Genomic DNA, 24223 nt, shown 5'->3' with positions numbered 1-24223 from the left:
ACGTGTTTTTGCTAAAATGCTATTATTTAACATTTTATTGCAAAAGCAAGAAAATAATTCAATGTTCTAGATCAAAAAAGGGGTGTTTAGCGCAATAAAAAAGGCAGTAATTCGTTGCTGCCTTTTTTTGTGTATTAACTTGAGAATGTCAAGCCTTTATTTTTGAAACTTGCATAAAGCTCTTGTCTCGCGGAACTTATCGTTTCTTCAGTTCTATAAATACTACACCAAAACTTGATTAAAAGTTTATATTTTTCATCAGAAATTGAGCTATAATATATTTGTGATGGTTTTGAATTGTTTACTAATGGAAGATTAGCAAGAGTTTCGTTTACGATTGTGTTAATTTCCTCTGGAATTGTTTCTCCGTTGATTTCAAATGTAATTTCAACCAATTTAAAATTATCAGTATACGTCCAGTTGGTAATATTTTGAGATAATAAATTACCATTCGGGATAATGATTTCCGCACCATTTGAAGCATTGATTTTAGTTGTACGAAGTCCCATCGATTTGATACGGCCAGATTCTGAACTAATTTCTACGACATCTCCAACTTGAATTGGTTTGTCAAAAATCAAAATAATTCCCGATACAAAATTGTTTACAACGTTCTGAAGCCCAAGTCCGACACCGACACCTAAAGCACCTAAAAGAATACTCAATTTATCTAACGGCATTCCAGAAGCCGCAACAGCAAGCAGATAACCGCTTATCAAAACAACCAATCGTGTAATAAGTAATTTTGAATGCTGTCTCTTATTAATATTTTCTTCGTTTTCATCGTCAATTTCACCAAAGAAATAAGCAACATACTTTTGCAGTAAATGCGCAGCCCAGATAATAATAAAGAATAAAACAATATTACCAAGCGTAAAAGTAATGCTACCAATCGTATTCGGATGGCTTAATAATTTAGTTAAAGAAGCACGAAGTGATTCCCAAATGTTCAGATTTGAAGCAATCACGATTAGCCACATATAGCTAATTACAATAATAAAAGGTTTTTTTAAAGTGTCTGATAAACTTTCATAATCAAACATTTTTTCGATTCCTCTTTTTACTCTAGTAGTGTAAATTTGAAGCAAAATAATTTCTAGAATAATCTTCAAAAGGACACTTAAAGCAACAATTTGAGTAAGTGATATAAAAGCTGTAAGGCTTAACATATTAGAAAGAGAAACCCTTCCGAATAAATTATAAAGAATAGATAAAACATTTAAACCAATAAAAATGATACTTGCCCATTTAAAAAAGCCCTTTATATAAAGTTCTTCTTTAAGTGTTTTTATCTGAACTAAACCATAACGAATTCCTAAAACATTTATAGCTACAAAAGCAAATCGTTGTAATAATCCGATTGTTATAAACAAGTCCAGAAAGCAAAGTGCAAAGAATAATCCTAAAAGGAAAAGCCAGTTTCTCATGGCAACACCTGACCACTGATTTTTGAAAAGGAATATTAGAACCCCAAGCAAGAGAAGCTGGATTAATTCTAAAAATAGAGCAGGAGCATACAAATTGGTAACCACAGCAATATTTAATGCAATAACCAAAACAGGAAGCAGCGCACCGCGATTTAAGTATTTAAAATTTAAAAGTAAAAGATTTTCTGCGTAACCATTTGTCTTAAGATATTTGATATTTTGGGAAATATACCAAAACAAAAGTCCCATAAAGAAACACAAAGTAATTAGACCGCCAGCTTTGTAACTTAGATAGTAAGCTGCAACATTTTCTTCAATTATAATTTTTGCTTTAATGTTGTGAGTCACCCTTTTCTTTGCTGCAGTATCATTAATCTGCCATAAAGAAGGATATTCTTTTTTGAAAATACTGATTCCAGATTTTTCCAGTTTACCTTCAACAGTTACCAAAGCATTAGAAACCGAAATTTTTCGCTGTACCGTAAGTCTTTTTTTATTGTTTAAGGTAGTCTGATTTTTAGTCATCAAACTATCAGTAGCAACATACCTCTTTCTAAGATTTCCGAATTCTTTTTGAAATTGTTTACGACGTATTGTATCTTTTAATAAAGTAATTAAAGTTTTGTCTTTTCGAAGATCAATTACGCGTTTCTTAATGTTTTCAAGATCTAGATTTCGTGTATTGATCGCCTTGTTTTGTTCTTCTAATTCCTGTTGGATTTCTTGTAAAACTATACGATACATCTGTTGGTTTCGCACATTTGGATTAGCTCCTTTCAAGCTGGCTAAAATTAAATCTAGTTTGCTTTCTGTACGTTTCATATCGCCAAAAAGATGGCGGGTATCACCTGCGAAATCAATGTCATTATAGGCAGATTCTAATACTTCACCAGCTTTTTCGATTGCCATTAAGTAATCGCTGTCTGTAGCTGTAGTGTCATTAAATAATCTTCCGCGGCTTTCTTTTTTGACCGTTTTTTGCTGTTGAGCGTAATTAAAATGTGAGAAAAAAAGAAGTAAAAATAAAGGAAAAAAATAAAAGGTTCTTTTTTGAATAATCATAATTAAGGGCTTATTTGGGAGCCCAAATTTAATTTTTTTTGAATGACTTTCAGTTAAGAAAAATCAAAATTTAAAAACTATAACTGTATATTTAGTAAGAGATTTTATTCCAGATCTCTAGAAGTAATTTCTTGTTCAATTTCTTTAAGAGAATTAGAACGGGTAATCATAATAAAAGCCATCAAAAAAGGAAACAGTATTAAAATCAAAAATCCCTTTTTTAGAAATAACAATACAATAAGAAATAGGAGTATGATGGCAACCACAATCAAAATCTTAATTGTAAACTGAATTGTTTTCTGCATTTTTAACAGCTCTTCAATGCTCATTTCGCTTGGTTTCTTTGCTTTCATTTTATATTTTTACTTTAGAATTGCAACAAATTTTATTTAAAAAACTTTCCGAAACAATAAGTCAATTTTTTTTGACTACTCACAATCATTATGGAAGAAACAGAAACTTGTCCGGCACAAAGACTTTTAAAAATGCTATCTGGAAAATGGAAAGCCGAAATTTTCCGTTTGGCTGTAGAATCGCCTTTGCGTTTTAATAATTTGTTACGCCAAATTCAAGGCTCAAATAAACAATCTTTGGCTACAGCCTTAAAAGAGCTGGAAGAAGAAGGACTTTTAGAAAAAATTACAATCAAATTAAAACCACTCCATATTGAATATAATTTGACGGAAAAGGGAAAAGCTTTAATTCCTGTTTTTCAGCATTTAGAAGGGTTATCTCAGTAATTCTATATTGTTAAAGATATATTCAAACTATTTTTAATAGTGAAAAATTATATTATTTGGGTTAAGTTTGCATTGTGCGAAAACAAATTGTCTACATATTTATTTTTCTAATAGCCTCAAACAGCAGTTTTGTACAGCAGTTTTACAAATTGCCAATACTGATTGAGCATTATCAAGAGCACAAAAAATTGATGGACTTAACTTTCATCGATTTCTTGTCTATGCATTACTGGGGAGAAGATTTAAAGGATAATGATGGAGATCGTGATATGCAGCTTCCTTTTAAAACCATAAGCAGTAGTTCCCTTCACTTTGTTTTTATTTTAGACGACAAAGATTTGCTTCCAGTTCCTTTTAACCTGGAATTACCCCAATCAAAAATACCAACTTACAGATCTGATCTTCATTCAGATCCAAACCTGCTTTCTTTATTCCGACCTCCGGTAGCATAATTATTTTTAAAATTTTTATTGAAGTGGCTGAAACGTACTGTTTCCAGCTGCTCATTTATTATTTTTTTAATTAATATAGTATGCTTAATAAAGTAATTCAGTTCTCAGTTAAGAACAAACTGGCAATTGGAATCTTTACATTGCTGTGGATTGTCTACGGAGTGTATGAGGTTACTCAATTACCAATTGATGCCGTGCCAGACATCACTAATAATCAGGTGCAAATTATTACGACAGCGCCATCTTTAGGAGCTGAAGATGTAGAAAGACTAATTACTTTCCCGATCGAACAAGCCATTAGCAATATTCCGCATCTTAAAGAAAGCCGCAGTATTTCACGTTTCGGACTTTCATTGGTAAGTGTTGTTTTTGAAGACGATGCCGATGTGTATTGGGCAAGACAACAGATAACGGAAAGACTCCAGCAAGTAGAAATCGATCGAAATGCCAATAGACCCGAAATGGCTCCCGTTACTACAGGTTTAGGAGAAATCTATCAATATGTTTTAAAACCAAAACCAGGCTTTGAAGAGAAATATTCTCTTGAAGATTTAAGAACCATTCAAGATTGGACCATCAGAAGACAGCTTTTAGGAACAGCAGGAATTGCAGATGTTTCTACTTTTGGCGGGAAATTGAAACAGTATGAAATTGCCGTAAATCCCGCCCGACTTAAAGCGCAGAATTTAACGATAAGTGAAGTTTTTACAGCTTTAAATAATAGCAATGAAAACACAGGTGGAGCATATATAGAGAAAGGTCCAACAGTTTCCTATATCAGAAGTACAGGTTTAGCTAAAAGTATTGGAGATATTGAAAATATTGTAGTTAAGAGTACACAAGGCGGGCTTCCAATTTTAGTTAAAGATGTTGCCGATGTTAAGATTTCTTCGGCAATTCGTTACGGAGCTTTAACAACTGACGAATATGGAGAATCTGTTGGAGGAATCGTGATGATGCTGAAAGGAGAAAACGCGAATAATGTTATTGTGAATGTAAAAGACAAAATAGCCGAAATTGAAAAAATCCTTCCCGAAGGTTTAAAAATTGAACCTTTTCTGGACCGAACCAAAATGGTAGACAACGCCATTGGAACGGTAGAAAAAAACTTAATTGAAGGAGCTTTAATCGTGGTTCTGATTTTAGTTTTATTTCTTGGAAATCTAAGAGCCGGTTTTATTGTAGCTTCAGTTATTCCATTAGCCATGCTTTTTGCCATTATTATGATGAATACTTTTGGCGTAAGCGGTAACCTAATGAGCCTTGGCGCCTTAGATTTCGGATTAATTGTAGATGGAGCTGTTATTATCGTAGAAGCCATTCTGCATCATCTTCACAGTTCAAAAAAATACAAAGCAATAGATTCTATTTCGCAAGAAGTAATGGATAAAGAAGTGACAGGATCTGCCGCACGAATGATGAACGCAGCAGTTTTTGGACAAATTATCATTCTGATTGTGTATTTGCCAATTCTTTCTTTACAAGGTATTGAAGGTAAAATGTTCAAACCAATGGCGCAGACTGTTGCCTTTGCCATTTTAGGAGCTTTCATTTTATCATTGACTTATGTGCCAATGGTTAGCGCTTTATTCTTAAGTAAAAAAATCAGCCATAAAAAGAATCTTTCTGACCGTGTTATGGAAAGATTAGAAAATGCTTACGAAGGTTGGCTAACTAAAGCTTTACGCATTAGAAAATCGATTGTAATTGGAGCATTTGTACTTTTCGGAATCGCAGTCTTATTGTTTGCAAGAATGGGAGGTGAGTTTATTCCGCAGTTGGAAGAAGGAGATTTTGCCGTTGAAACCCGTTTGCTTCTTGGAACCAATCTTTCAACAACTACTGAAACCATCACGAAAATTTCTAAGGAATTGAAAAAAGAATATCCAGAAGTTCAGCAAGTAGTTTCGAGAATTGGAAGTGCCGAAATTCCAACTGACCCAATGCCAATTGAAGGTGGGGATATGATTATTGTTTTAAAAGACAAATCAGAGTGGACAAGCGCTTCTTCATTTTCCGAATTGGCTGATAAAATGACGAAAACTGTTAAACGAATTGCGCCAGGAGTTACAACCGGATTTCAATTTCCTGTTCAAATGCGTTTTAACGAATTAATGACAGGAGCTAAACAAGATTTGGTTTGTAAAATTTACGGAGAAGATCTTCAGAAGCTTTCAGAATATGCCGAAAAATTAGGAACAATTAGTAAAACCGTTGAAGGCGCAGCCGATCTTTATGTTGAAAAAGTTACAGGAATGCCTCAAATCGTAATTGATTACAATTGGGCAGAAATGGCGAAATACGGTTTGCGTGTTGCTGATGTGAATGCAACGATTAACGCCGCTTTTGCAGGTGCTGTTGCTGGAAGTATTTACGAAGGTGAAAAGCGTTTTGACATGGTAATTCGTGTAGAAGACAACGGAAGAAAAGGTATTGAAGACGTTAGAAATCTGTTGATTGCAACACCATCAGGAATGCAGATTCCGCTTTATCAAGTGGCTAATGTAGATGAAGTGGAAGGGCCAAACCAGATTCAGAGAGAAAATGCCAAAAGAAGAATCATTGTCGGATTTAATGTTCGAGGTAGAGACGTGCAGTCAATTGTAGAAGAATTACAGCAAAAAGTAAATCAGCAAATCAAATTTGATCCAGGATATTATATCACTTATGGCGGAGCTTTTGAGAACCTTCAACAGGCAAAAGCCAGATTGGGAGTTGCAGTTCCTGTTGCTTTATTAATGATTTTTGCTCTGTTGTATTTTGCTTTTAGATCGTTTAAAGAAGGAATTATCATTTTTACAGCAATTCCTCTATCTGCAATTGGTGGCGTATTTGCTTTGGTAATGCGCGATATGCCTTTTAGTATTTCTGCCGGAGTTGGATTTATTGCACTCTTTGGTGTTGCAGTATTAAACGGAATTGTTTTAATATCCGAGTTCAACCGAATTCAGAAACAAGGAGAAATTACCGATCCTTTCCAGATTATTTTATTAGGAACAAAAAACAGGTTGCGTCCCGTTTTAATGACAGCAGCTGTGGCTTCTCTCGGATTTCTTCCAATGGCGTTGAGCAACGGAGCAGGAGCAGAGGTGCAACGACCGCTGGCAACTGTAGTAATCGGTGGATTGGTTACAGCAACGCTTTTAACGCTTTTTGTACTTCCAGCCATTTATTTAATGACCTATCACGCAAAAGGATTTTCTAAAAAAAGAAAAAAACACATGAATAATCTAACTATTTTATTGAGCATTCTTTTTATTGGTAATATGGCAAATGCACAAGAATTGCCAATTTCGCTTGACGAATCGATTTCAATTGCGATCCAGAATAACAGAACGATTAAATCGGCCAAATTAAATGAACAGTCTAAAAGTCATTTGCAAAATACGGGATATAATCTTCCGCAAACGCAAATCGATGCCGATTACGGACAGTTTAATAGCGCACAGAAAGACACGAGATTTGGAATTAGTCAGACGTTTGCTTTTCCTACCGTTTACAGCAATCAGAAAAAAGCATTTCAAGCCGATTTTAATAAAGCAAAAGCTGAAGTGCAGCTTACTTCTCAGGAAATTAAAACCAGAGTCAGAAATGTTTATTATGACTATTTATGGCTTCAAAGCAAAAAAGAACTTTTGGTTTACGCTGATTCGATTTACCGAATTATGGAAAAGAAATCGGATTTAAGATTTAAAGCAGGTGAAGCTAATGTTTTAGAAAAAAGCGCTTCGCAATCTGCCAGACAGTTTTACAGCAATCAATTGGTAATGGTAAACAGAGATATCGAAATTGCTTTAAATTCATTTAATGCCATTCTTCAAGATAAAGTTGAACATACTCCCAAAAAGAAAAAACTAAAAGCGGTTTTAAATCGAACATCAATCGAAAATTTAAAGACAGAAAATCTTCCTGCCGTTCAGCGTTCGCAATTTGAATCGGAATCTGCCAAATGGAGATGGAAAACTGAAAGTGCCAAAATGCTTCCAGAAATTACTTTAGGTTATAATAATTTAAGTATTATCGGAACCCAAACTAATACTTTAGGTCAAGAAGTTTATTATGATAGTTCACAAAGATTTAATTATATAAATGCTGGACTTTCAATCCCTATTTTTTTTACAAGTCAGTCTGAACGAAAAAGAGCCGCAAAAGCAGAGTATGAAAGTTATGCGGAGCTGTCTGAAGCTTTGAAAATTGAAGTAAAAACTAATATTGAAAACGCTGATCGAGAACTCAAAAAATACGAAGAAAGCTTGGCGTATTATGAAACGGACGGATTGAAAAGTGCTCAAACGATTATCGAAGCTTCAAGCAGTCAATTACAAAATGGAGATATTGACTATTTGCAATGGGTTTTGGTAGTAAATCAAGCTATTACAATTAAAAGCGAATATCTGGATGCCTTGAATGCTTATAATAAAGCAGTCGTGACACTTCAAAATCTAAATAACATCTAAAATGAAAAAATATATTGCAGCGTTTATAGGCGCTATATTTCTAATTTCTTGCGGAAATAAGAAAAATGAGGAAACTAAAAGTGCTGAAAATAAAAGCATTAATATTATCAAATTAAGTCCTGAACAAGTAAAAAACGCTGGACTAGAAAGCGGTAATCCGACTATAAAAAATGTCAAAGAGATTTTACAGCTTCAAGGAACTGTAACGGTTCCTCCAAAAAGTGTTATCAGTATTAGTATTCCGCTGGGAGGTTATGTAAAAAGCACAAATCTTATTGCGGGAATGAATGTTCAGAAAGGTCAGGTTTTGGCTGTTTTGGAAGATATGCAGTTTATCGAACTGCAGCAGGATTATCTTATGGCAAAAGAAAAGTTTGAATTGGCTCTAAATGAACATAGAAGACAGAAAGAATTGAATTTAAACAAAGCAGCAAGCGATAAGGTTTTAGAGCAGATTACTACCGAAATGAGAACTCAACGAATTACAATGTCTTCGTTAGAACAAAAATTAAATTTATTAGGAATTAATGCTAAAACATTAAATGTAAACAATATTAGCAAAACCATAAAAGTAGTTTCGCCTATAAATGGTTTGGTTTCTAAAGTAAATGTCAACATCGGAAAATATGTAAATCCGACTGATATGCTTTTTGAACTAATCGATAAAAAAGACATTGTTTTAACTTTAAACGCATTCGAAAAAGATGTTACTTCTCTTTCGATTGGGCAGAACGTTACGGTTTACGCAAATGCTTCTGACACTAAGAAATACGGAGCTAAAATTGCGTTTATCAATCAAAGTTTAAACGGAGATCGTGCGGCTGAAATTATCTGTAAAGTAAATACATATAATCCGGCTTTACTGCCAGGTTTGTTTGTAAATGCAGAAGTTGAAATTGAAAACCAAAAGGCATTAACCGTTCCAGAAGATGCTGTTGTGCGTTGGGAAGGCAAATTTTATGTATTTACAGAACTTGGCAATAACCAGTTTCAAATGGTAGAAGTGAAGTCTGGAGTTAAAAACGAAGGATATAATCAGATTATCTCTGATGCTATTTCTAGTTCTTCTAAAGTGGTCATAAAAAACGCTTACACTTTATTGATGTCTGCAATGAATAACGACGAACAATAATGTTTAATTTCTGATTGCAATTTAGATTAAACATGAAACCCAGTAAATTTAGTTTTACTGGGTTTTTAATTTATATAAATAATTCATTCCGTAGGAATGTTTCGTCGGTAGAAAAAAAAGAATTGTGATTCTACGTTCCGTAGGAACGTTTGATTAATTAATGATTTGCTGTTTATGTATAAATCAAGTGTCCCTACAGGACACTCACAAACGAATATGCTTTTTTTTCTACCGACGAGATATTCCTAACGGAATATTATTGATGATAGAAATTAATTATTTATCAAAATAATTTCATCTCCTGCTATCGCAAAAACAGTATGCTCTGATTCAGGTTTCATAATAAACTTTCCTGTAAATTCCCCAAAAGCAGGTAGTATCATTTGGTTCTTTTTCTGGAAAAAACATTTCAGTTTTAAACTTTGAAGCCCTAATCCGCGTAAAATTATTCCTGGATGAATATGTCCGGAAAAATTGAAATAATCTTCTTTCTCTGTTGGATGATGAGTGAAGAGAAAATGATCAATTTCTAAAGAGTCAACAACAAGAATTCCAATTTCATAATAATTTTTTTGGTCGATTATATCATGATTTCCTGCAACTAAATATGTTTCTTGATTATGATTGGAAATCCATTCTTCAAACAAATCCCATTCTTTATTTTTTGAACTGTGAAATAAATCTCCCAAAAAAACGATTCTTTCAGGAAGGAAATAATCCAAAATTTCGGTGATCTTCCTAAAATTTTCTGAAACGGCACTTTGCGGAACTGCGATTCCATGTTTTCTAAAATGTGTCACTTTTCCTAAATGTACATCAGAAATAATAATCATTTTTTTTCTTTCCCAAAAAACAGCACCGCTTGGGTGAAGAATAAAGTTTTCGTTTTGTATTTGAATATTCATAAATATTATTTCATGTAAGACGCAGTCATTTTCTGAATTCTTTCAGCTAGAGTTTCGCTCGAAAGTTTTTCTCTCAATCGATCGGTAATGATAGGAAAACTAAAAGGAGTTGGTTTTAAACATTGTTTCCAAACAATTTTCTGATTTGCAATTCTTTCTAAAGCTAAAATCAAACGTCCTTCTTCCAGCTGATGTTCAAAGGTTTCTCTGTACGCTTGATGCAATAATAAATTATCAGGTTCAAAATCTCTGAAAACTTCAAACAGTAATTGCGAACCACTTTGTAAATGTTTTGTTTTAACCATTTTTCCTGGAAAACCTGTAAAAACTAATCCCGAAATTACTGCTATATCTCTAAACTTTCTTCGAGCCATTTCGGTCGAATTTAAGCTTTTCTGCAAATCATGATGAACATATTCCGTTGAAAATAGATTATTGTCTAAAACTGCTTCAATATCAATTTCCTGATCCGAAAGCAATTCAAAACCATAATCATTATACGCCAAAGAAAAAGTGATCGATTGCAATAAACTAATTCTGAATGCCAATAAACTGGCTAAAGCTTCATGCACAAAGCGCCCTTCAAACGGATAAAAAATGGCATGAAAACCTTCTCGGGTTTTAAAAGTTTCAATTAGAAATTCATCTGAACTCGGCACAATAGACTCTTTTCGCTGTCTTTTGAATAAAGGCTGTAAAGCTTTTAATTCTGGCGAAAGATTATCGGTATTGGCACGATATAATTCTTTTCGAAGCAATTCGCTCATTTGAGAAGATAAAGCCAAACGTCCGCCCATCCAGCTGGCAATTTTAGATTCCTTTTTCGGACTGGCTTTTTTAACCAAAACCTGCATATTTCTGATTTTGAATAATTCCAGCTTTTTTCCAGCAAAAATAAAAGTGTCACCCGGTTTTAGTTTCGAAATAAACCATTCTTCAATAGTACCAATATAACCGCCGCTGACATATTTTACATTCATCACGGCATCGCCAACAATAGTCCCAATCTGCATTCTGTGATGCATGGCAATCATTCTGCTGTTTATTTTGTAACAGCCGTTTTCATCAATTTCAACTTTTTTAAATTCGTCATACGCATGTAGGCTCTGACTTCCCTGAGTAATAAAATTCAAAATCCAGTTCCAGTTTTCGTCGCTGATAGTTTGATAGCTAAAAGTTCCCTGAATTTCTTTTAAAATTTCATTTGGATAAAATCCATCAGAAACGGCCAGCGTATTAAGGTATTGAACCAAAACATCCCAACTGTTCAAATAGGGAACACGATCTTCAATCACACTATTTTCAACAGCTTTTTTCAAGGCAGAAGCTTCGATTAATTCAATCGCATGAGTAGCTAGGAAATAAATAACGCTTTCCTTTCCAGGCTGATGTCCGCTTCGTCCGGCGCGTTGCATAAAACGTGCAACGCCTTTTGGACCTCCAACTTGAATAATCGATTCGACAGGAGCAAAGTCAACACCCAAATCCAAACTAGAAGTGCAGACTACGACTTTTAATTCTTCATTTCGAATGGCATTTTCTACCCAAAGTCTGGTTTCTCTGTCAATGCTTCCGTGATGCATGGCCATTTCTCCTGCAAATTCAGGATATTTCTCTAATAATCTTTGATACCAGATTTCGCAAGCCGAACGAACATTGGTAAAAATAAGCGTCGTTTTACTGGCTTTTACAATTTTTGCTGCTTCATCAATTAGATGCAATCCCATATGTCCGCGCCATGGATACGTATCCATTTTGTCTGGAATAATGGAAACAACTTTTATTTTTTTATTAATGACCGCTTTGATTAAAACAGAATTATGAAAGGCTTCCGAATCGACTCCAAGTAAAACTTCTTGCGCTTGCTGTAAATTCCCAATTGTTGCTGAGATTCCCCAAATGCGTATGCTTTTAGCAATGGTTTTCAGTCTTGACAAACCTAATTCTATTTGCACGCCACGTTTTGTTCCGAGTAGTTCGTGCCATTCGTCAATTACTATGGAACTGCAATTTTTAAAAATACTTGCATAACCTTTTGTTGCCAAAAGCAATTGCAAACTTTCGGGAGTTGTAATCAGCAGATCTGGCATTTTTCCTTTTTGCTTGGCTCTTTCTGAAGCAGAAGTATCTCCAGAACGAATTCCAACCGTCATAGGAATGTCTAAATCAGTTAAAACTCTTTCTGCCGCTTGTTTGATTTCAACAGATAAAGAACGCAGAGGTGTAATCCAAATCGCTTTTAATCCTGAATTGTGTTTCGTCCTGTAATTCGGATTTTCTTTAATGTAGTTTAAAATAATGGGAAGCCAAAGCGCATAGGTTTTTCCGCTTCCAGTCGGAGCATTTAGTAAACCATTTTTTCCCTGCAAAAAAGCAGTCCAAGTCTGTGTCTGAAACGGAAAAGGTTTCCATCCCTGATTTTCAAACCAATTATTGGCTATGGTAAATAACTGCTCTCTATTCATTATGAAATCATATTTTTTAAATCTTCTATCGAATTGGCATCTTCAATTTTTTTGTCGTGTCGCCATCTTAAAATTCGCGGAAAACGTGTTGCAACGCCACTTTTATGTCTTTTGGAAAGTGCTATTCCTTCAAAACCAATTTCAAAAACCAATTTTGGTGTAACGCTTCTCACTGGGCCAAATCGTTCTAAAGTATTTTTTTTAATAAAATCATCTACCATTCTAAATTCGGCATCGGTTAAACCGGAATACGCTTTCGCGAAAGTGACGAGTTCACGCTCATTATTTTCATTTTCTTGCCAAAGAGCAAAAGTATAATCGGTAAAAAGATTGGATCTTCTTCCGTGACCGCGCATGGCGTAGGTGAGAACGGCATCTATGGTTAAAGGTTCGATTTTCCATTTCCACCAATCACCTTTTTTTCTTCCAACTAAATAGGGAGAGTCTTTTCGTTTCAGCATCAAACCTTCGCTTCTCATTTCACGAGATTTTAATCTTTCGTTTGTAACATCTTCCCAAGTCGAAAAATTGATTCGCTCTGAAAGCTGTAGCGGAATTTCTTTACCAATTAAAGTGGTAAATAGTTCTTCTAATAATGTACGGCGTTCTATGTAAGGAAGATTTCGAATATCATTTCCCTGCCATTCCAATAAATCATAAGCTTTTATGATAACAGGCGTATTTTTTAAAACAGAAGCCGATACATTTTTTCTTCCAATTCGGGTTTGCAAATCATTAAATGTCCCAATTTGATTATCAATAAAAGGAAGGATTTCGCCATCTATAACAGTTCCGTCTGGAATATTTCCGATGAAAGATTGAAATTCAGGATATTTATCGGTTACTAATTCTTCGCCACGACTCCAAACATAAATTTCATTATCACGAATTATGGTTTGAGAACGGATTCCGTCCCATTTATGTTCAGCGCTCCAATCTTCTGGATTTCCAAGATTTTCAATTTCAGCTTCAATCGGATAAGCCAAATAAAAAGGATAAGGTTTCGATAAATAATCGCTACTTTTTTCATCCAAAATCAATTCTTGAAACGTAATCGCATTCGGATTCCAATCGCCCATTAATTTATAAGCCAATGTATCTTCGTCAATATTTTCGGCTTTTGAAAGTGCGCGAGTCATTAACTTCTGACTTAAACCAATTCTAAAACTTCCTGTGATTAATTTAGTGAAAACGAATCTTTCGTAATAATTTAAATTAAGCCAATTGGTTTGCAAGTATTCTTTTTTCTCAAAATCAGTTTTCTTTTTTAAAGCAATGATTTCTTGTAGAAATTCGGTCAAACTTTTATCGGAATGTTCTTTTGTGGTCGGAATAACCAACGCAATTGTTTCTGCCAAATCGCCCACAATATGATAGCTTTCTTCAAACAACCAAAGCGGAATATTTGCCAATTCGTTTGCCCATAAACGTAACAAAGTAGTATTAACTGGACGTGGAGGACGACGGTGCGAAAGAATGGCAATTGTCCAGACTTTATCTTCGTCGCTTGCTTTTAGAAAATAATTAGTCAGCGCATCAACTTTTACCGATGTTTTATTAGAACTGTCTAAGGTTTTTATAAGCTCGGCAAAGTTTTTCATGCTTTTTTTAAGTTATGGGTTATGGGTTATGGGTTATGGTTAAGGGTTAAGGGTTAAGGGTTATGGGTTAAGGGTTATGGGTTATGGGTTATGGGTTATGGTTATGGTTATGGTTATGGTTATGGGGAGGAGTTAGATATCGAACAACGTTTTGAGCATAACTTATAACTTAGTTACTTAACTTAAAGTGTCGCATAACGTCTAACTCCTAACTTTCTTCCGCTTCATTCGTTTCTCCTTCGTATTGGGTGTTTGCGGTTCTGGCATCGTATCCTAATTCTCTTAGGTATCTCGAGAATATATCTGAATATCCGTGAGTACAGATTACTTTTTCTGCGCCTGTTGCTTTTATGCTTTCCAATAAACCTGTCCAATCGCAGTGATCGCTTAAGACAAATCCGCGGTCAACGGCTCGTCTGCGTCTTGCTCCTCTAAAAGCCATCCAGCCGCTTGCTGTTCCTGTTACAAAAGGAGTCATTTTTCTGATCCAAGTGCTTCCATGTGCGCTTGGCGGAGCAATTACAATATTGCCCAATAAATCTTCTTTTTTTGTTTCGGAAGTTATTCTTATGGTTGGAGGCAAATCAATCATTGGCCGGACAATATTGGTCATATTTTCTATTGCGCCATGTGTATAAATTTGACCGATGCTTGGGTCAAGATATTTTAGTAATCGTTGTGCTTTTCCTAAAGAATATCCAAATAATACAGATGTTTTTCCTTCTGCACGATTCTCAGCCCACCAATTATTAATTTCAGTCATGACATCTGCTTGTGGTTCCCATTTAAAAGCTGGAAGTCCGAAAGTGCATTCGGTGATAAAAGAATGGCATTTTACTACCTCGTACGGAACAGAAATTCCGTCATCTTCGGTTTTGTAATCACCAGTAAAAACCCAGATTTCGCCTTTGTATTCTACTCTTATTTGCGCAGATCCAATAATATGACCCGCAGGATGAAAAGAAAATTTCACTCCGTTTATCGTAAAAGTTTCATTCCAATTTTTTCCTGAAACATTAATTTCGCCTAAACGATGTTTTATAATGGGAATATTCGAATAATGTGTAATGTAATTTTGATGTCCCCAACGCGCATGATCAGAATGTCCATGCGTGATAATGGCATTTTTTACTGGTCGCCACGGATCCAGATAGACATCTGCCTGTTGGCAGTAAATTCCTTTATCGTTAAATTGTAATAATGGCGAAGTCATTTTTTAATTAGATAATTGTTCTATGCGCTTGCTGCAATGACTAGATAAGCTATAAGAGATATACTTAATACAAATAGCATCATAGTAATAAAGGTAAGCATTGCTGTTGAATATTGATACTTTCCTTTTTTTAATAGTTTGATTGTGTGAATGTAACGCAGATAAGACAGCAAAATAGTCATAGCACCTGCAATCAATAAACCAATGCCTAAATAAATGGTAAAATTGCTATTTGGCGGTACAGTTTCGGCTATATATTTTGCTGGAAGCTGTTTTAGAAATAAAGAAAATTTTACGGTTACAAATCCAAAAACCATTATGCCAATTCCCGTGCGAAGCCATGCTAACAAAGTTCTTTCATTAGACAAGTATTCATTCATAATTTCCTGATCATTCTTTGGCGACATAGCTGTTATTGAGTTTTTTAAAATTCAAAATTTCTGTAAGGAGGACAGTTATATCTATCATCTTCGTTATCTAAATTATAACTGTTATAAGGATTTGTATCATCATAAGAAGAATAGGGCGTGTTATCCTCAGCCAGATTGAGTCCGCTTTCTATGATTTCGTAACAATCATCAGAAAAATGATAGCATTGATTTCTATAGTGAGTATCTGGATCTTGTCCTGAAGTAAATTCTTGATCCATAGCTTCATTTTCATGTGCAGTGTCTACATGATCTGGTTTACTGCATTTATAATCATTTAGTAATGCAGTTTTTCTGTTGTCGATATCTGTTCTCATGGCTGCTATTTTAAATTAGTAAGTATTTATCTTAAATGATATATACAAATTTGAAAATTAAGCAGTTGAAAAAATTATAAGATTCGAATTTAATTTTACATGATTCGTTTATTCTGTAAATTGGGTTTAGTTCTTATTTTGTAAAAATCAAGTTTAATTCTGTAAATCAATTGTTTATGTGTTTTGCAACTTTGTATAACTAATAATTTAAAAAATTATAACATTATGGAAACTTCAAGAAAAGATTCAAAATCTGGAATGAAAGATTCTGGAAAAACTCAAAAATCAACTTCTGGTTCTAGAGGAAAAAGCACTACTACAAAATCAACTGATTCTAAAGGTAGAGCAGGCCATTAATTTTTTTAGTTTCTAAGTAGAACTAAATAATAAAAGCGTGCTGTTTAGATATAGACAGCACGCTTTTAAATTTTATTGTTTTTGAAGTTTATTTCAGAACTTCTTGAATTGTCTTGATAAATGTTTCTACTGGCTGAGCACCAGAAACGGCATATTTACGATCAAATACAAAGAATGGGACACCTTGAACACCAATTTCTCCAGCTTCTTTAATGTCTGATTGTACTTCTTTCAAAAATAAACTATCACTTTCCAATACTTCTCTAATTTCATTTTCTTCTAATCCAGCTTGAACGCCTAATTTTATTAAAGTAAGTCCGTTATTTAAATCTTCTCCATCAGTAAAATAAGCTTTAAAGAAGATTTCTTCCATTTGATCTCCGAATCCTTTAGTTTTAGCTAATTGAATAATTCTGTGAGCATTCAAAGAATTAGAGATAACTGCTTTATTAAAATTATAATCCAAACCAACACTTTTAGCGCGTTCTGCAACGCCTTTATGCATTTCTTTAGATTGTTCAATCGACATTCCTTTTCTTTCTGCTAAAAACGTATAAACGTCCATCCCAGGTTCTGAAGTAATGGTTGGATCTAGCTGAAAGCTTTTCCATTCAATTTCAAATTCATCATTAGGAAATACTGCAAGTGCAGTTTCCAATTGTCTTTTTCCGATATAACAAAACGGACACATGATGTCCGACCAAATTTCTATTTTCATATTGCAAAGATACGGAAAATTGTTGTTTCAAGTTTCAGGATTCAAGTTGATATGCTTTGTGTTTTTCTTACCGCAAAGCACGCAAAGGTTTACGCAAAGTGCAGAAAGTTTTTTTTTAAGCAAGATGAGATAATCTCGCAAAGTCGCGGAGTCGCAAAGTTTTACATAAAGCTTTGCGAACTTTGCGTTTACTGTAGATTAAGCATATTTAAATACCTTGCGATCTTTGCGTTAAAATCAACACAAAGTAAAGCAACTTGAAACCTGAAACCTGAAACAAAAAAACTCAAATAAAAAACCGCAACTCTTTATGGGAATTGCGGTTTCTAGGTATAAAAAATGGTTGGTTAATAGCGATATCTTTTTTTTTACAATGATATATCTTTTATTTAAAACTAAAAAATATCCCTGTAACAGAAAGAAACTTTAATGTTAACTATTTAACATTACAGGCATTACCAACATAGTAACTGTTTCTCCCTCATCTAAACCATCAACTGGAGTTAAAATTCCAGCTCTGTTTGGCAACGACATTTCAAGCATGATCATGTCAGATTGTAGGTTTGTCAGCATCTCTGTTAAGAAACGAGAGTTGAAACCAATTTGAAGATCATCACCTTGATAATCGCAAGTCAATCTTTCTTCTGCTTTGTTTGAGTAATCAATATCTTCTGCAGAAACGTTTAATTCTGCTCCAGCGATTTTCAAACGAATCTGGTGTGTAGTTTTGTTAGAGAAAATTGCAACACGTTTAACAGAACTTAAGAATAAAGAACGGTCAATCATTAATTTATTCGGATTCTCTTTAGGAATTACTGCTTCGTAGTTTGGATATTTTCCGTCGATTAAACGGCACATTAAGATATAATTGTCAAATGAGAAAGTCGCATTTGAATCGTTGTATTCAATTTTTACTTCAGCATCAGAAGTTCCTAAAATACTTTTTAAAATATTCAATGGTTTTTTAGGCATGATAAAATCTGCTACTTGAGACGCTTTTACATCTGTACGAGAATATTTTACCAATTTATGAGCATCTGTAGCGACGAAGATTAATCCTTCTGGTGAAAACTGGAAGAATACCCCAGACATTACAGGACGTAAATCGTCATTTCCTGCTGCAAAAATAGTTTTGCTTACAGCAGTAGCTAAAACTTCTGCAGGAACTAAAGTTACAGATGGATCTTCAAGACTTACCGCTTTAGGGAATTCTTCTCCTGCTGCGTAAGCTAATGCATATTTTCCTGAGTTAGAGCTAATTTCTACTGTGTTATTGTCTTCAACAGTAAAAGTTAACGGCTGTTCTGGGAATGTTTTCAAAATTTCAAGCAAAAGTTTAGCAGGTACAGCTACGCTTCCTTTGCTAGTAGAATCGATCGATAATGTAGCCGACATAGTCGTTTCAAGATCTGAAGCCGAAACTGTCAATTCATTATTGTTTAGTTCAAACAAAAAGTTGTCTAAAATTGGCAACGTGTTGTTGCTATTGATTACACTACCTAAAACTTGTAATTGTTTTAATAAGTACGAACTCGATACTATAAATTTCATCTGCTTTATTTTATTTTTTGATAGGCCTTTTTATCTAATTTGGGGCTAAATATACGGATTACAAATATATCTTAAACTATCCAAAGTATTACATTTTTTTATTAACATCTATTTGCTGTATTTTCTTTTTCTTACAAAAGTAAATACGAATCCAAAAACTGTTAAAATTAGAATTGGAACTCCGATAGTTATGAATTGGGTCAAAGTATAACTTTGGTAAACTTTTTCTTTGTCTAATAAAGGCAATTCGACATCTTTGCTTCTAATGTTAATAAGTCCTGTATCGTCAAGAAGGTAATTGATACAATTCATTATGAAGTCTTTGTTATCATATAATTGGCCAGTTCTTTGGTCGTAACCTAATTCAACAGGCATCATATTTTTGTCTAATTGGTTTCTTGCAATATCCCCATCAGCAACAACAATCATTTTATTTGGTTTTCCTTTTGCTGTAAAAGAATTGTCTTTAAAAGGTAAAACTCTATTTTCAAAAGCAGAGTGGAAGCTTCCTTCTAACAAAACAGCTAAATTTAGATTTCCTTTGTTTAGATAATCTTGTGGAGTTGTTTTCTCTGTTACCATATTCAGGCTGATTTCTGCTGGAGAACCAATAGTTTTAGAATATTGAGAAGATTGCAATAAAACTGTTTTCTTTATTCCGTTTTTCAAAGTATCAATCGGGTTAGCAAAATCAAATTTAATTCCGCCTAAGTTTTTTACAATAGGATGTTGGCTTGTTGGGAAAACCTGCGGAGCAAATTTCCAGATAAAATCTTGATATTGCGTTGCGCTTCCTTGTTCGCCTGTTGCCAGTTTTATTGGTGTTCCTTGTTCATCTTTTACCAAATCAGGATTGATTCTGAATCCGTATTTGAAGAACATATCATTTAAATTTAAATCTCTAGAATAAGCCAATGTTGCGCCTGCATCATTATACAAACTATCCATGTCGGCAGCAACTTGATCAATAAGCCAAATTGTTTTTCCACCATTCATAATAAACTGATCCAGAACTTCTTTTTCTTCGTCAGAGAATTTTTCTGTTGGTTTAGAAATAATGGCTAAATCATATTTTTTCAGCGCATTTAAAGTTCCGTTTGGATCTTTTGCAACAGAATCTAAAGTGAATGGCCCAATGAAATAACTTTCGCGAATTTGCATCAACATTTTAGCAACGTGAATTTCATTCAATTCACCATTTCCTTTTATGATAGCAACTTTTTTCTGTTTGTTTTTGGTTACTTTATTGATTGCATCTGCAATAGAATATTCTAAATGCTGAATAGAACCAATTACTTTTTGTGTAGTTGAGGCTCCCATTATATTTTTCAATAAAGGAATATTAACTTCTTTGTTATTGTAAACTGCAACTGCCCACGGAAAAACCATAGCTTGCGATTGTTTTCCTTTATCGTCAACGGTAATATTTACAGGAGTTAATCCTTTTTGGAAAAGTGATTTTGTCAATTCTTCGCTTTCGTCTTCATTTTCTAACGGATCAACAAATTCGAAAACAATATTGCTATTATAAGCTTGAAATTCTTCCAATAGTTGCTTGGTTTCCTGCTGTAAACGTCTGAAATCGGCAGGAAGATCTCCAGCCATATAAATTTTTATAGAAAGCGGATTTTGAACTTGCTTTACAATTCCCAAAGAAGTTGGCGATAGTGTATAACGTTGGTCTTTCGTTAAATCAAAACGATGGAAAAATAGTGTTCCGAGAACATTTAGAACAACTAAAATTAAAATAGTGATGCCTAGTGTCTTTAAATTTTGTTTTGTTGATAGTTTCATTAGGCTTTATAAGATTTTAATTGGTAAACAGTTAAAGATAAAAAAGCAACTGCAATGCTCAAAAAGTAAATAACATCTCGAGTGTCAATAACACCGCGGCTCATACTCTTAAAGTGATTTTGCATTCCTAAAACTGAAATGAAATTATTTGAACCTGGAATTAGCGAAGCCAAACCTTCGAAACCAAAATAAAAGAAAAAGCAAAGAAAAACGGCAACAATAAATGCCACAATCTGATTTTCTGAAAGAGTAGAAGTAAAGATTCCGATTGCAGAATAAGACGCGATTAAAAATAACAATCCGAAGTAAGAACCAATTGTGCTTCCCATATCAATATTGCCTTCTGGCGAACCTAAATCTGAAATTACTTTTACATAAATTAAGGTTGGAATAATTGCTAAAATGATCAGTAAAAATGAACCAAAGAATTTACCATTTACGATTTCCCAAATAGACAAAGGTTTTGTCAGTAGCAATTCTAAAGTTCCTTGTTTTTTTTCGTCAGAGAAACTTCTCATCGTTACGGCTGGAATTAAGAAAATCAGAATCCATGGTGCTAAAGTGAAAAAAGGAGTTAAATCGGCATAACCTGTATTGAGGATGTTGTAGTCTCCTTCAAATACCCATAAAAATAGTCCGTTGCTAATTAAAAATATCGCAATGACCAAGTAGCCAATAGGAGAACCAAAAAAGGATTTTATTTCTCTTAAAATGATTGATTTCATTTGTTTGTTTTTGTTTTTGTATCGTTTCACGTTTCATGTTTCAAGTCGCACGCTTAACGTGAAACCTTAAACCTGAAACTAATTTAAGCTCACCAATTTATCAACGCTCCATGCTTCTGGTTTTGCATTGAATAGTTTTTTTGTAAAATCCCAAACGGTTTGAAATAGTTCAGATTTTCTATAATTTTCTAAATCTTCTTCAGTTTCCCAATAACTGTAAGTGAAGAAGATACATTTATCATTTTTATCCTGATACAATTCTAAAAAACGATTTCCTTCTGCATTTCGTATTTTCTCTTTCACCGATTCAAAATTCTCCAGAAAATCAGGAATTTTTTCTTCGTGAAAACTCATTTTTACTATTCGAACAAACATGTTATTATTTTAGATTTTAGACTGTTGATTTTAGATTTTTTTGAATTGCCTAAAGTCTTACAGGTGCGCAAAAATACCAAATTTGATTGTTGTTTTAAATAAAAAATGAAATATTATAAATGTCGATTTTTAAATTCTATTTTCACAGTATTTTTAAATATAGCCCGTGGTTTCAACCACGGGAAACGTTGAGTGATATGCGTTGTGTTCCCGTGGTTGAAACCACGGGCTATGTACATGATCAAAAACAATAAAAAAACTGCTCAATCAGCGAAATCTGCGAGCTAAAAAAATCTAAAATCTAAGGTCTGAAATCTAAAATCTAAAATTAATTTAGGAGAACTTAATCGTAATCACATCACGATAATTCAGCCCCAACAAACTATTTGCGGAACCAACTTTAGAAGGATTACTTCTAAAAATAGCAATTTCTAAGAATCCAGCTTCATTAAAAATAGCCAGTTTCTCACCTTCATAAGTTTTAATCGGATATTTGTCTGAAGTTGCAATAGCCGAATAATTTGGAAGAATTGTTTTGATACTTTTAGGTTTCATCACAATTTCATACGGACGCCCGCGTGAGATTTCAAGAAATTGTTTTTTAGAAATATTCGTTACAACGTTTCCGAAATGATCGATATAAATGATGTTTCCTTTTATAGAATTTCCATCGTCGGCTACAAGCGCTTGCAATTCTGTAGCTTCTTTAATAGAAGGAATTTCTTTTCCAATAACATTCAATAATCCGCCTTTGGATAAATGAGAAGCGACCTGAATAAAAATATCCAAATCTGTAGATTCAATCGGGAAACGATCATGAATGTTTATTGCCACAATTTTCTGCGGAACGATTTTTTGTGTCAACATACTTAAGATTCCGTTGTCTGCACAAATAAAATAGTGATCGTTCCATTGCATGGCAATATGCTGGTTCTCTTTATTGCGCTCAATATCAACACCAATTAGGTGTACGGTTCCTTTTGGAAAACTCAAATATGCAGCGCCAATAATATAACTTGCCTCGGCAGTATTAAAGGGATCAATGTCATGAGAAATGTCAACGATTTGAACCTCTGGATTTTCAGAAAGTATTTTACCCTTCAGCGACCCCACAAAGTGATCTTTTAAGCCGTAGTCTGTAGTAAGGGTAATTATTGACATATTTTTGTTTATAACTATTGATAGTATTTAAATCTAATTTTCATTAAATTTGAGAAATGCAAAGCTAATAATAGTAAACACAAATTGAAAGAAAGAAAAGACAAATTGTTTTTTTTAAAAGCTTTTGCCTGTTACAATATTCAGAAACACTGTTTTTAAGTTTATTTTTAAAAATGAAGCTGCGACTGAGTACTGTGACTAAATAAAAAAGAACCCGACAACTCTTAAAAATAATAACTGAATTATTTAATTTAAAAACTACTTCATTTGAACGAAAGAATAATCGAGCTAGTAGACATTGCTCCAAAAGAGTTTTGGGGCGCGCAAGACAGCCATTTAGAAATAATTAAAAAGTATTACCCAAAGCTTAAAATCGTAGCGCGAGGGACAACTTTAAAAGCATTTGGCGAAAAAGAAGTTTTAGACGAATTCGAAAAAAGATTTCAAAGATTAATGCTTCACTTTACACGTTACAATAATATTGACGATAATGTAATTGAGCGTGTAATTATGAGTGATGGTCAGGAAGAAAAAAGAGCTTACGATCATGATAAAATCTTAGTTCATGGTGTTGGCGGTAAGATTGTGAAAGCAATGACTCCAAATCAGCAATTGCTGGTTGATACTGTAAAAAAGAACGATATGGTTTTTGCAGTAGGTCCTGCCGGAACAGGAAAAACGTACACGGGAGTCGCAATGGCTGTAAAAATGCTGAAGGATAAAGAAGTAAAAAGAATCATCTTGACGCGTCCTGCAGTTGAAGCAGGAGAGAACTTAGGGTTCTTGCCAGGTGATATGAAAGAAAAACTTGATCCTTATATGCAACCACTTTATGATGCCTTGCGAGATATGATTCCGAATGAAAAACTGGAAGACTATATCTTGAAAGGAATTATTCAGATTGCGCCTTTGGCTTTTATGCGTGGACGAACTCTGGATAATGCTTTTGTAATTCTTGACGAGGCTCAAAATACCACTCACTCGCAAATGAAAATGTTTTTGACCCGTATGGGAAAAAATGCCAAATTCATGATTACAGGTGATCCTGGACAAGTCGATTTGCCTCGCAGAACCATTTCTGGTCTTAAAGAAGCTCTTTTGGTTCTGAAAGACATTGATGGCATCGGAATTATTTATTTGGATGATAAAGATATCGTTCGCCACAGATTGGTTAAAAAGGTAATCGATGCTTACAAACAAATTGAAAATCACGATTAATTATAAATTTTAGTGAAATGTTAAATGTAAATCGTGAATTGTGTTTTAACATTTATTAATATTCGTTTTGTATGTTTTCTTTTGAAAAGTGCAAAACGAATATTTTTTTGATTATAATTAAATAA

Annotated in this window: 20 protein-coding genes; 6 read left to right on the top strand and 14 right to left on the bottom strand. The window is 33.9% G+C overall.

Annotated elements, in window-relative coordinates:
* Window positions 1-134 precede the first annotated feature (134 nt).
* Window positions 135-2489 (bottom strand): mechanosensitive ion channel family protein, encoded by a 2355-nt coding sequence (locus ABXT06_RS07350; RefSeq protein WP_354590151.1) that lies wholly within the window; start codon window positions 2487-2489, stop codon window positions 135-137.
* 104 nt (window positions 2490-2593) lie between these two features.
* A complete protein-coding gene (locus tag ABXT06_RS07345; protein WP_354590150.1) occupies window positions 2594-2842 on the bottom strand; it encodes a hypothetical protein in 249 nt (82 codons plus the stop codon).
* Window positions 2843-2932: 90 nt separating this feature from the next.
* Here ABXT06_RS07345 and ABXT06_RS07340 point away from each other — a divergent pair, with 90 nt between their 5' ends.
* The 4 genes from ABXT06_RS07340 to ABXT06_RS07325 all read left to right on the top strand — a co-directional run bounded on the left by ABXT06_RS07340 (window position 2933) and on the right by ABXT06_RS07325 (window position 9270).
* Window positions 2933-3229 carry a winged helix-turn-helix transcriptional regulator gene (locus ABXT06_RS07340; RefSeq protein ID WP_202006421.1) on the top strand — a complete coding sequence of 99 codons (297 nt, stop codon included), beginning with the start codon at window positions 2933-2935 and terminating at the stop codon, window positions 3227-3229.
* A 191-nt stretch (window positions 3230-3420) separates the two neighbouring features.
* Entirely contained in the window at window positions 3421-3681 is a 261-nt protein-coding gene (locus tag ABXT06_RS07335) for a hypothetical protein (protein ID WP_354590149.1), read from the top strand.
* An 80-nt stretch (window positions 3682-3761) separates the two neighbouring features.
* Entirely contained in the window at window positions 3762-8138 is a 4377-nt protein-coding gene (locus ABXT06_RS07330; protein ID WP_354590148.1) for a CusA/CzcA family heavy metal efflux RND transporter, read from the top strand.
* 1 nt (window position 8139) lies between these two features.
* A complete protein-coding gene (locus ABXT06_RS07325) occupies window positions 8140-9270 on the top strand; it encodes an efflux RND transporter periplasmic adaptor subunit (RefSeq protein ID WP_354590147.1) in 1131 nt (376 codons plus the stop codon).
* A gap of 272 nt (window positions 9271-9542) precedes the next feature.
* Here ABXT06_RS07325 and pdeM read toward each other — a convergent pair whose 3' ends face one another.
* The 6 genes from pdeM to ABXT06_RS07295 form a co-directional block, all read right to left on the bottom strand.
* Window positions 9543-10175 (bottom strand): ligase-associated DNA damage response endonuclease PdeM, encoded by a 633-nt coding sequence (gene pdeM, locus ABXT06_RS07320; RefSeq protein WP_354590146.1) that lies wholly within the window; start codon window positions 10173-10175, stop codon window positions 9543-9545.
* A gap of 5 nt (window positions 10176-10180) precedes the next feature.
* Entirely contained in the window at window positions 10181-12640 is a 2460-nt protein-coding gene (locus ABXT06_RS07315; protein WP_354590145.1) for a ligase-associated DNA damage response DEXH box helicase, read from the bottom strand.
* Entirely contained in the window at window positions 12640-14241 is a 1602-nt protein-coding gene (locus tag ABXT06_RS07310) for an ATP-dependent DNA ligase (protein ID WP_354590144.1), read from the bottom strand. Before ABXT06_RS07310 ends, ABXT06_RS07315 begins: the two co-directional genes overlap by 1 nt.
* A gap of 208 nt (window positions 14242-14449) precedes the next feature.
* Complete coding sequence (locus tag ABXT06_RS07305; protein ID WP_354590143.1) at window positions 14450-15454, bottom strand: ligase-associated DNA damage response exonuclease; 1005 nt, start codon at window positions 15452-15454, stop codon at window positions 14450-14452.
* Window positions 15455-15474: 20 nt separating this feature from the next.
* Complete coding sequence (locus ABXT06_RS07300) at window positions 15475-15861, bottom strand: YidH family protein (RefSeq protein WP_354590142.1); 387 nt, start codon at window positions 15859-15861, stop codon at window positions 15475-15477.
* A gap of 17 nt (window positions 15862-15878) precedes the next feature.
* Window positions 15879-16199 (bottom strand): hypothetical protein, encoded by a 321-nt coding sequence (locus ABXT06_RS07295; RefSeq protein ID WP_354590141.1) that lies wholly within the window; start codon window positions 16197-16199, stop codon window positions 15879-15881.
* 225 nt (window positions 16200-16424) lie between these two features.
* Between ABXT06_RS07295 and ABXT06_RS07290 the strand changes: the two genes are divergently transcribed.
* The gene (locus tag ABXT06_RS07290; RefSeq protein ID WP_255596598.1) at window positions 16425-16556 is read left to right on the top strand and encodes a hypothetical protein; all 132 of its coding nucleotides are present in this window, start codon (window positions 16425-16427) and stop codon (window positions 16554-16556) included.
* Window positions 16557-16644: 88 nt separating this feature from the next.
* Here ABXT06_RS07290 and ABXT06_RS07285 read toward each other — a convergent pair whose 3' ends face one another.
* The 6 genes from ABXT06_RS07285 to ABXT06_RS07260 all read right to left on the bottom strand — a co-directional run bounded on the left by ABXT06_RS07285 (window position 16645) and on the right by ABXT06_RS07260 (window position 22880).
* The gene (locus tag ABXT06_RS07285) at window positions 16645-17274 is read right to left on the bottom strand and encodes a DsbA family oxidoreductase (protein WP_354590140.1); all 630 of its coding nucleotides are present in this window, start codon (window positions 17272-17274) and stop codon (window positions 16645-16647) included.
* Window positions 17275-17706: 432 nt separating this feature from the next.
* Window positions 17707-18825 carry a DNA polymerase III subunit beta gene (dnaN, locus tag ABXT06_RS07280; RefSeq protein ID WP_354590139.1) on the bottom strand — a complete coding sequence of 373 codons (1119 nt, stop codon included), beginning with the start codon at window positions 18823-18825 and terminating at the stop codon, window positions 17707-17709.
* A 108-nt stretch (window positions 18826-18933) separates the two neighbouring features.
* Entirely contained in the window at window positions 18934-20619 is a 1686-nt protein-coding gene (gldG, locus tag ABXT06_RS07275) for a gliding motility-associated ABC transporter substrate-binding protein GldG (protein WP_354590138.1), read from the bottom strand.
* Window positions 20619-21344, bottom strand: coding sequence for a gliding motility-associated ABC transporter permease subunit GldF (gldF, locus tag ABXT06_RS07270; protein ID WP_354590137.1), 726 nt, complete (start codon window positions 21342-21344; stop codon window positions 20619-20621). The genes gldG and gldF overlap by 1 nt, the downstream gene beginning before the upstream one ends.
* Before the next feature lie 78 nt (window positions 21345-21422).
* A complete protein-coding gene (locus tag ABXT06_RS07265) occupies window positions 21423-21719 on the bottom strand; it encodes a putative quinol monooxygenase (protein ID WP_354590136.1) in 297 nt (98 codons plus the stop codon).
* A gap of 333 nt (window positions 21720-22052) precedes the next feature.
* Window positions 22053-22880, bottom strand: coding sequence for an SAM hydrolase/SAM-dependent halogenase family protein (locus tag ABXT06_RS07260; RefSeq protein ID WP_354590135.1), 828 nt, complete (start codon window positions 22878-22880; stop codon window positions 22053-22055).
* A 267-nt stretch (window positions 22881-23147) separates the two neighbouring features.
* Here ABXT06_RS07260 and ABXT06_RS07255 point away from each other — a divergent pair, with 267 nt between their 5' ends.
* Window positions 23148-24098 (top strand): PhoH family protein, encoded by a 951-nt coding sequence (locus ABXT06_RS07255; RefSeq protein ID WP_354590134.1) that lies wholly within the window; start codon window positions 23148-23150, stop codon window positions 24096-24098.
* The last annotated feature ends 125 nt before the right edge of the window (window positions 24099-24223 follow it).

Source organism: Flavobacterium sp. UW10123 (assembly GCF_040538975.1).
GTDB lineage: Bacteria > Bacteroidota > Bacteroidia > Flavobacteriales > Flavobacteriaceae > Flavobacterium.
The sequence above is the reverse complement of the archived record's forward strand: the minus strand, read 5'-3'. Positions and strand labels throughout refer to the sequence as shown.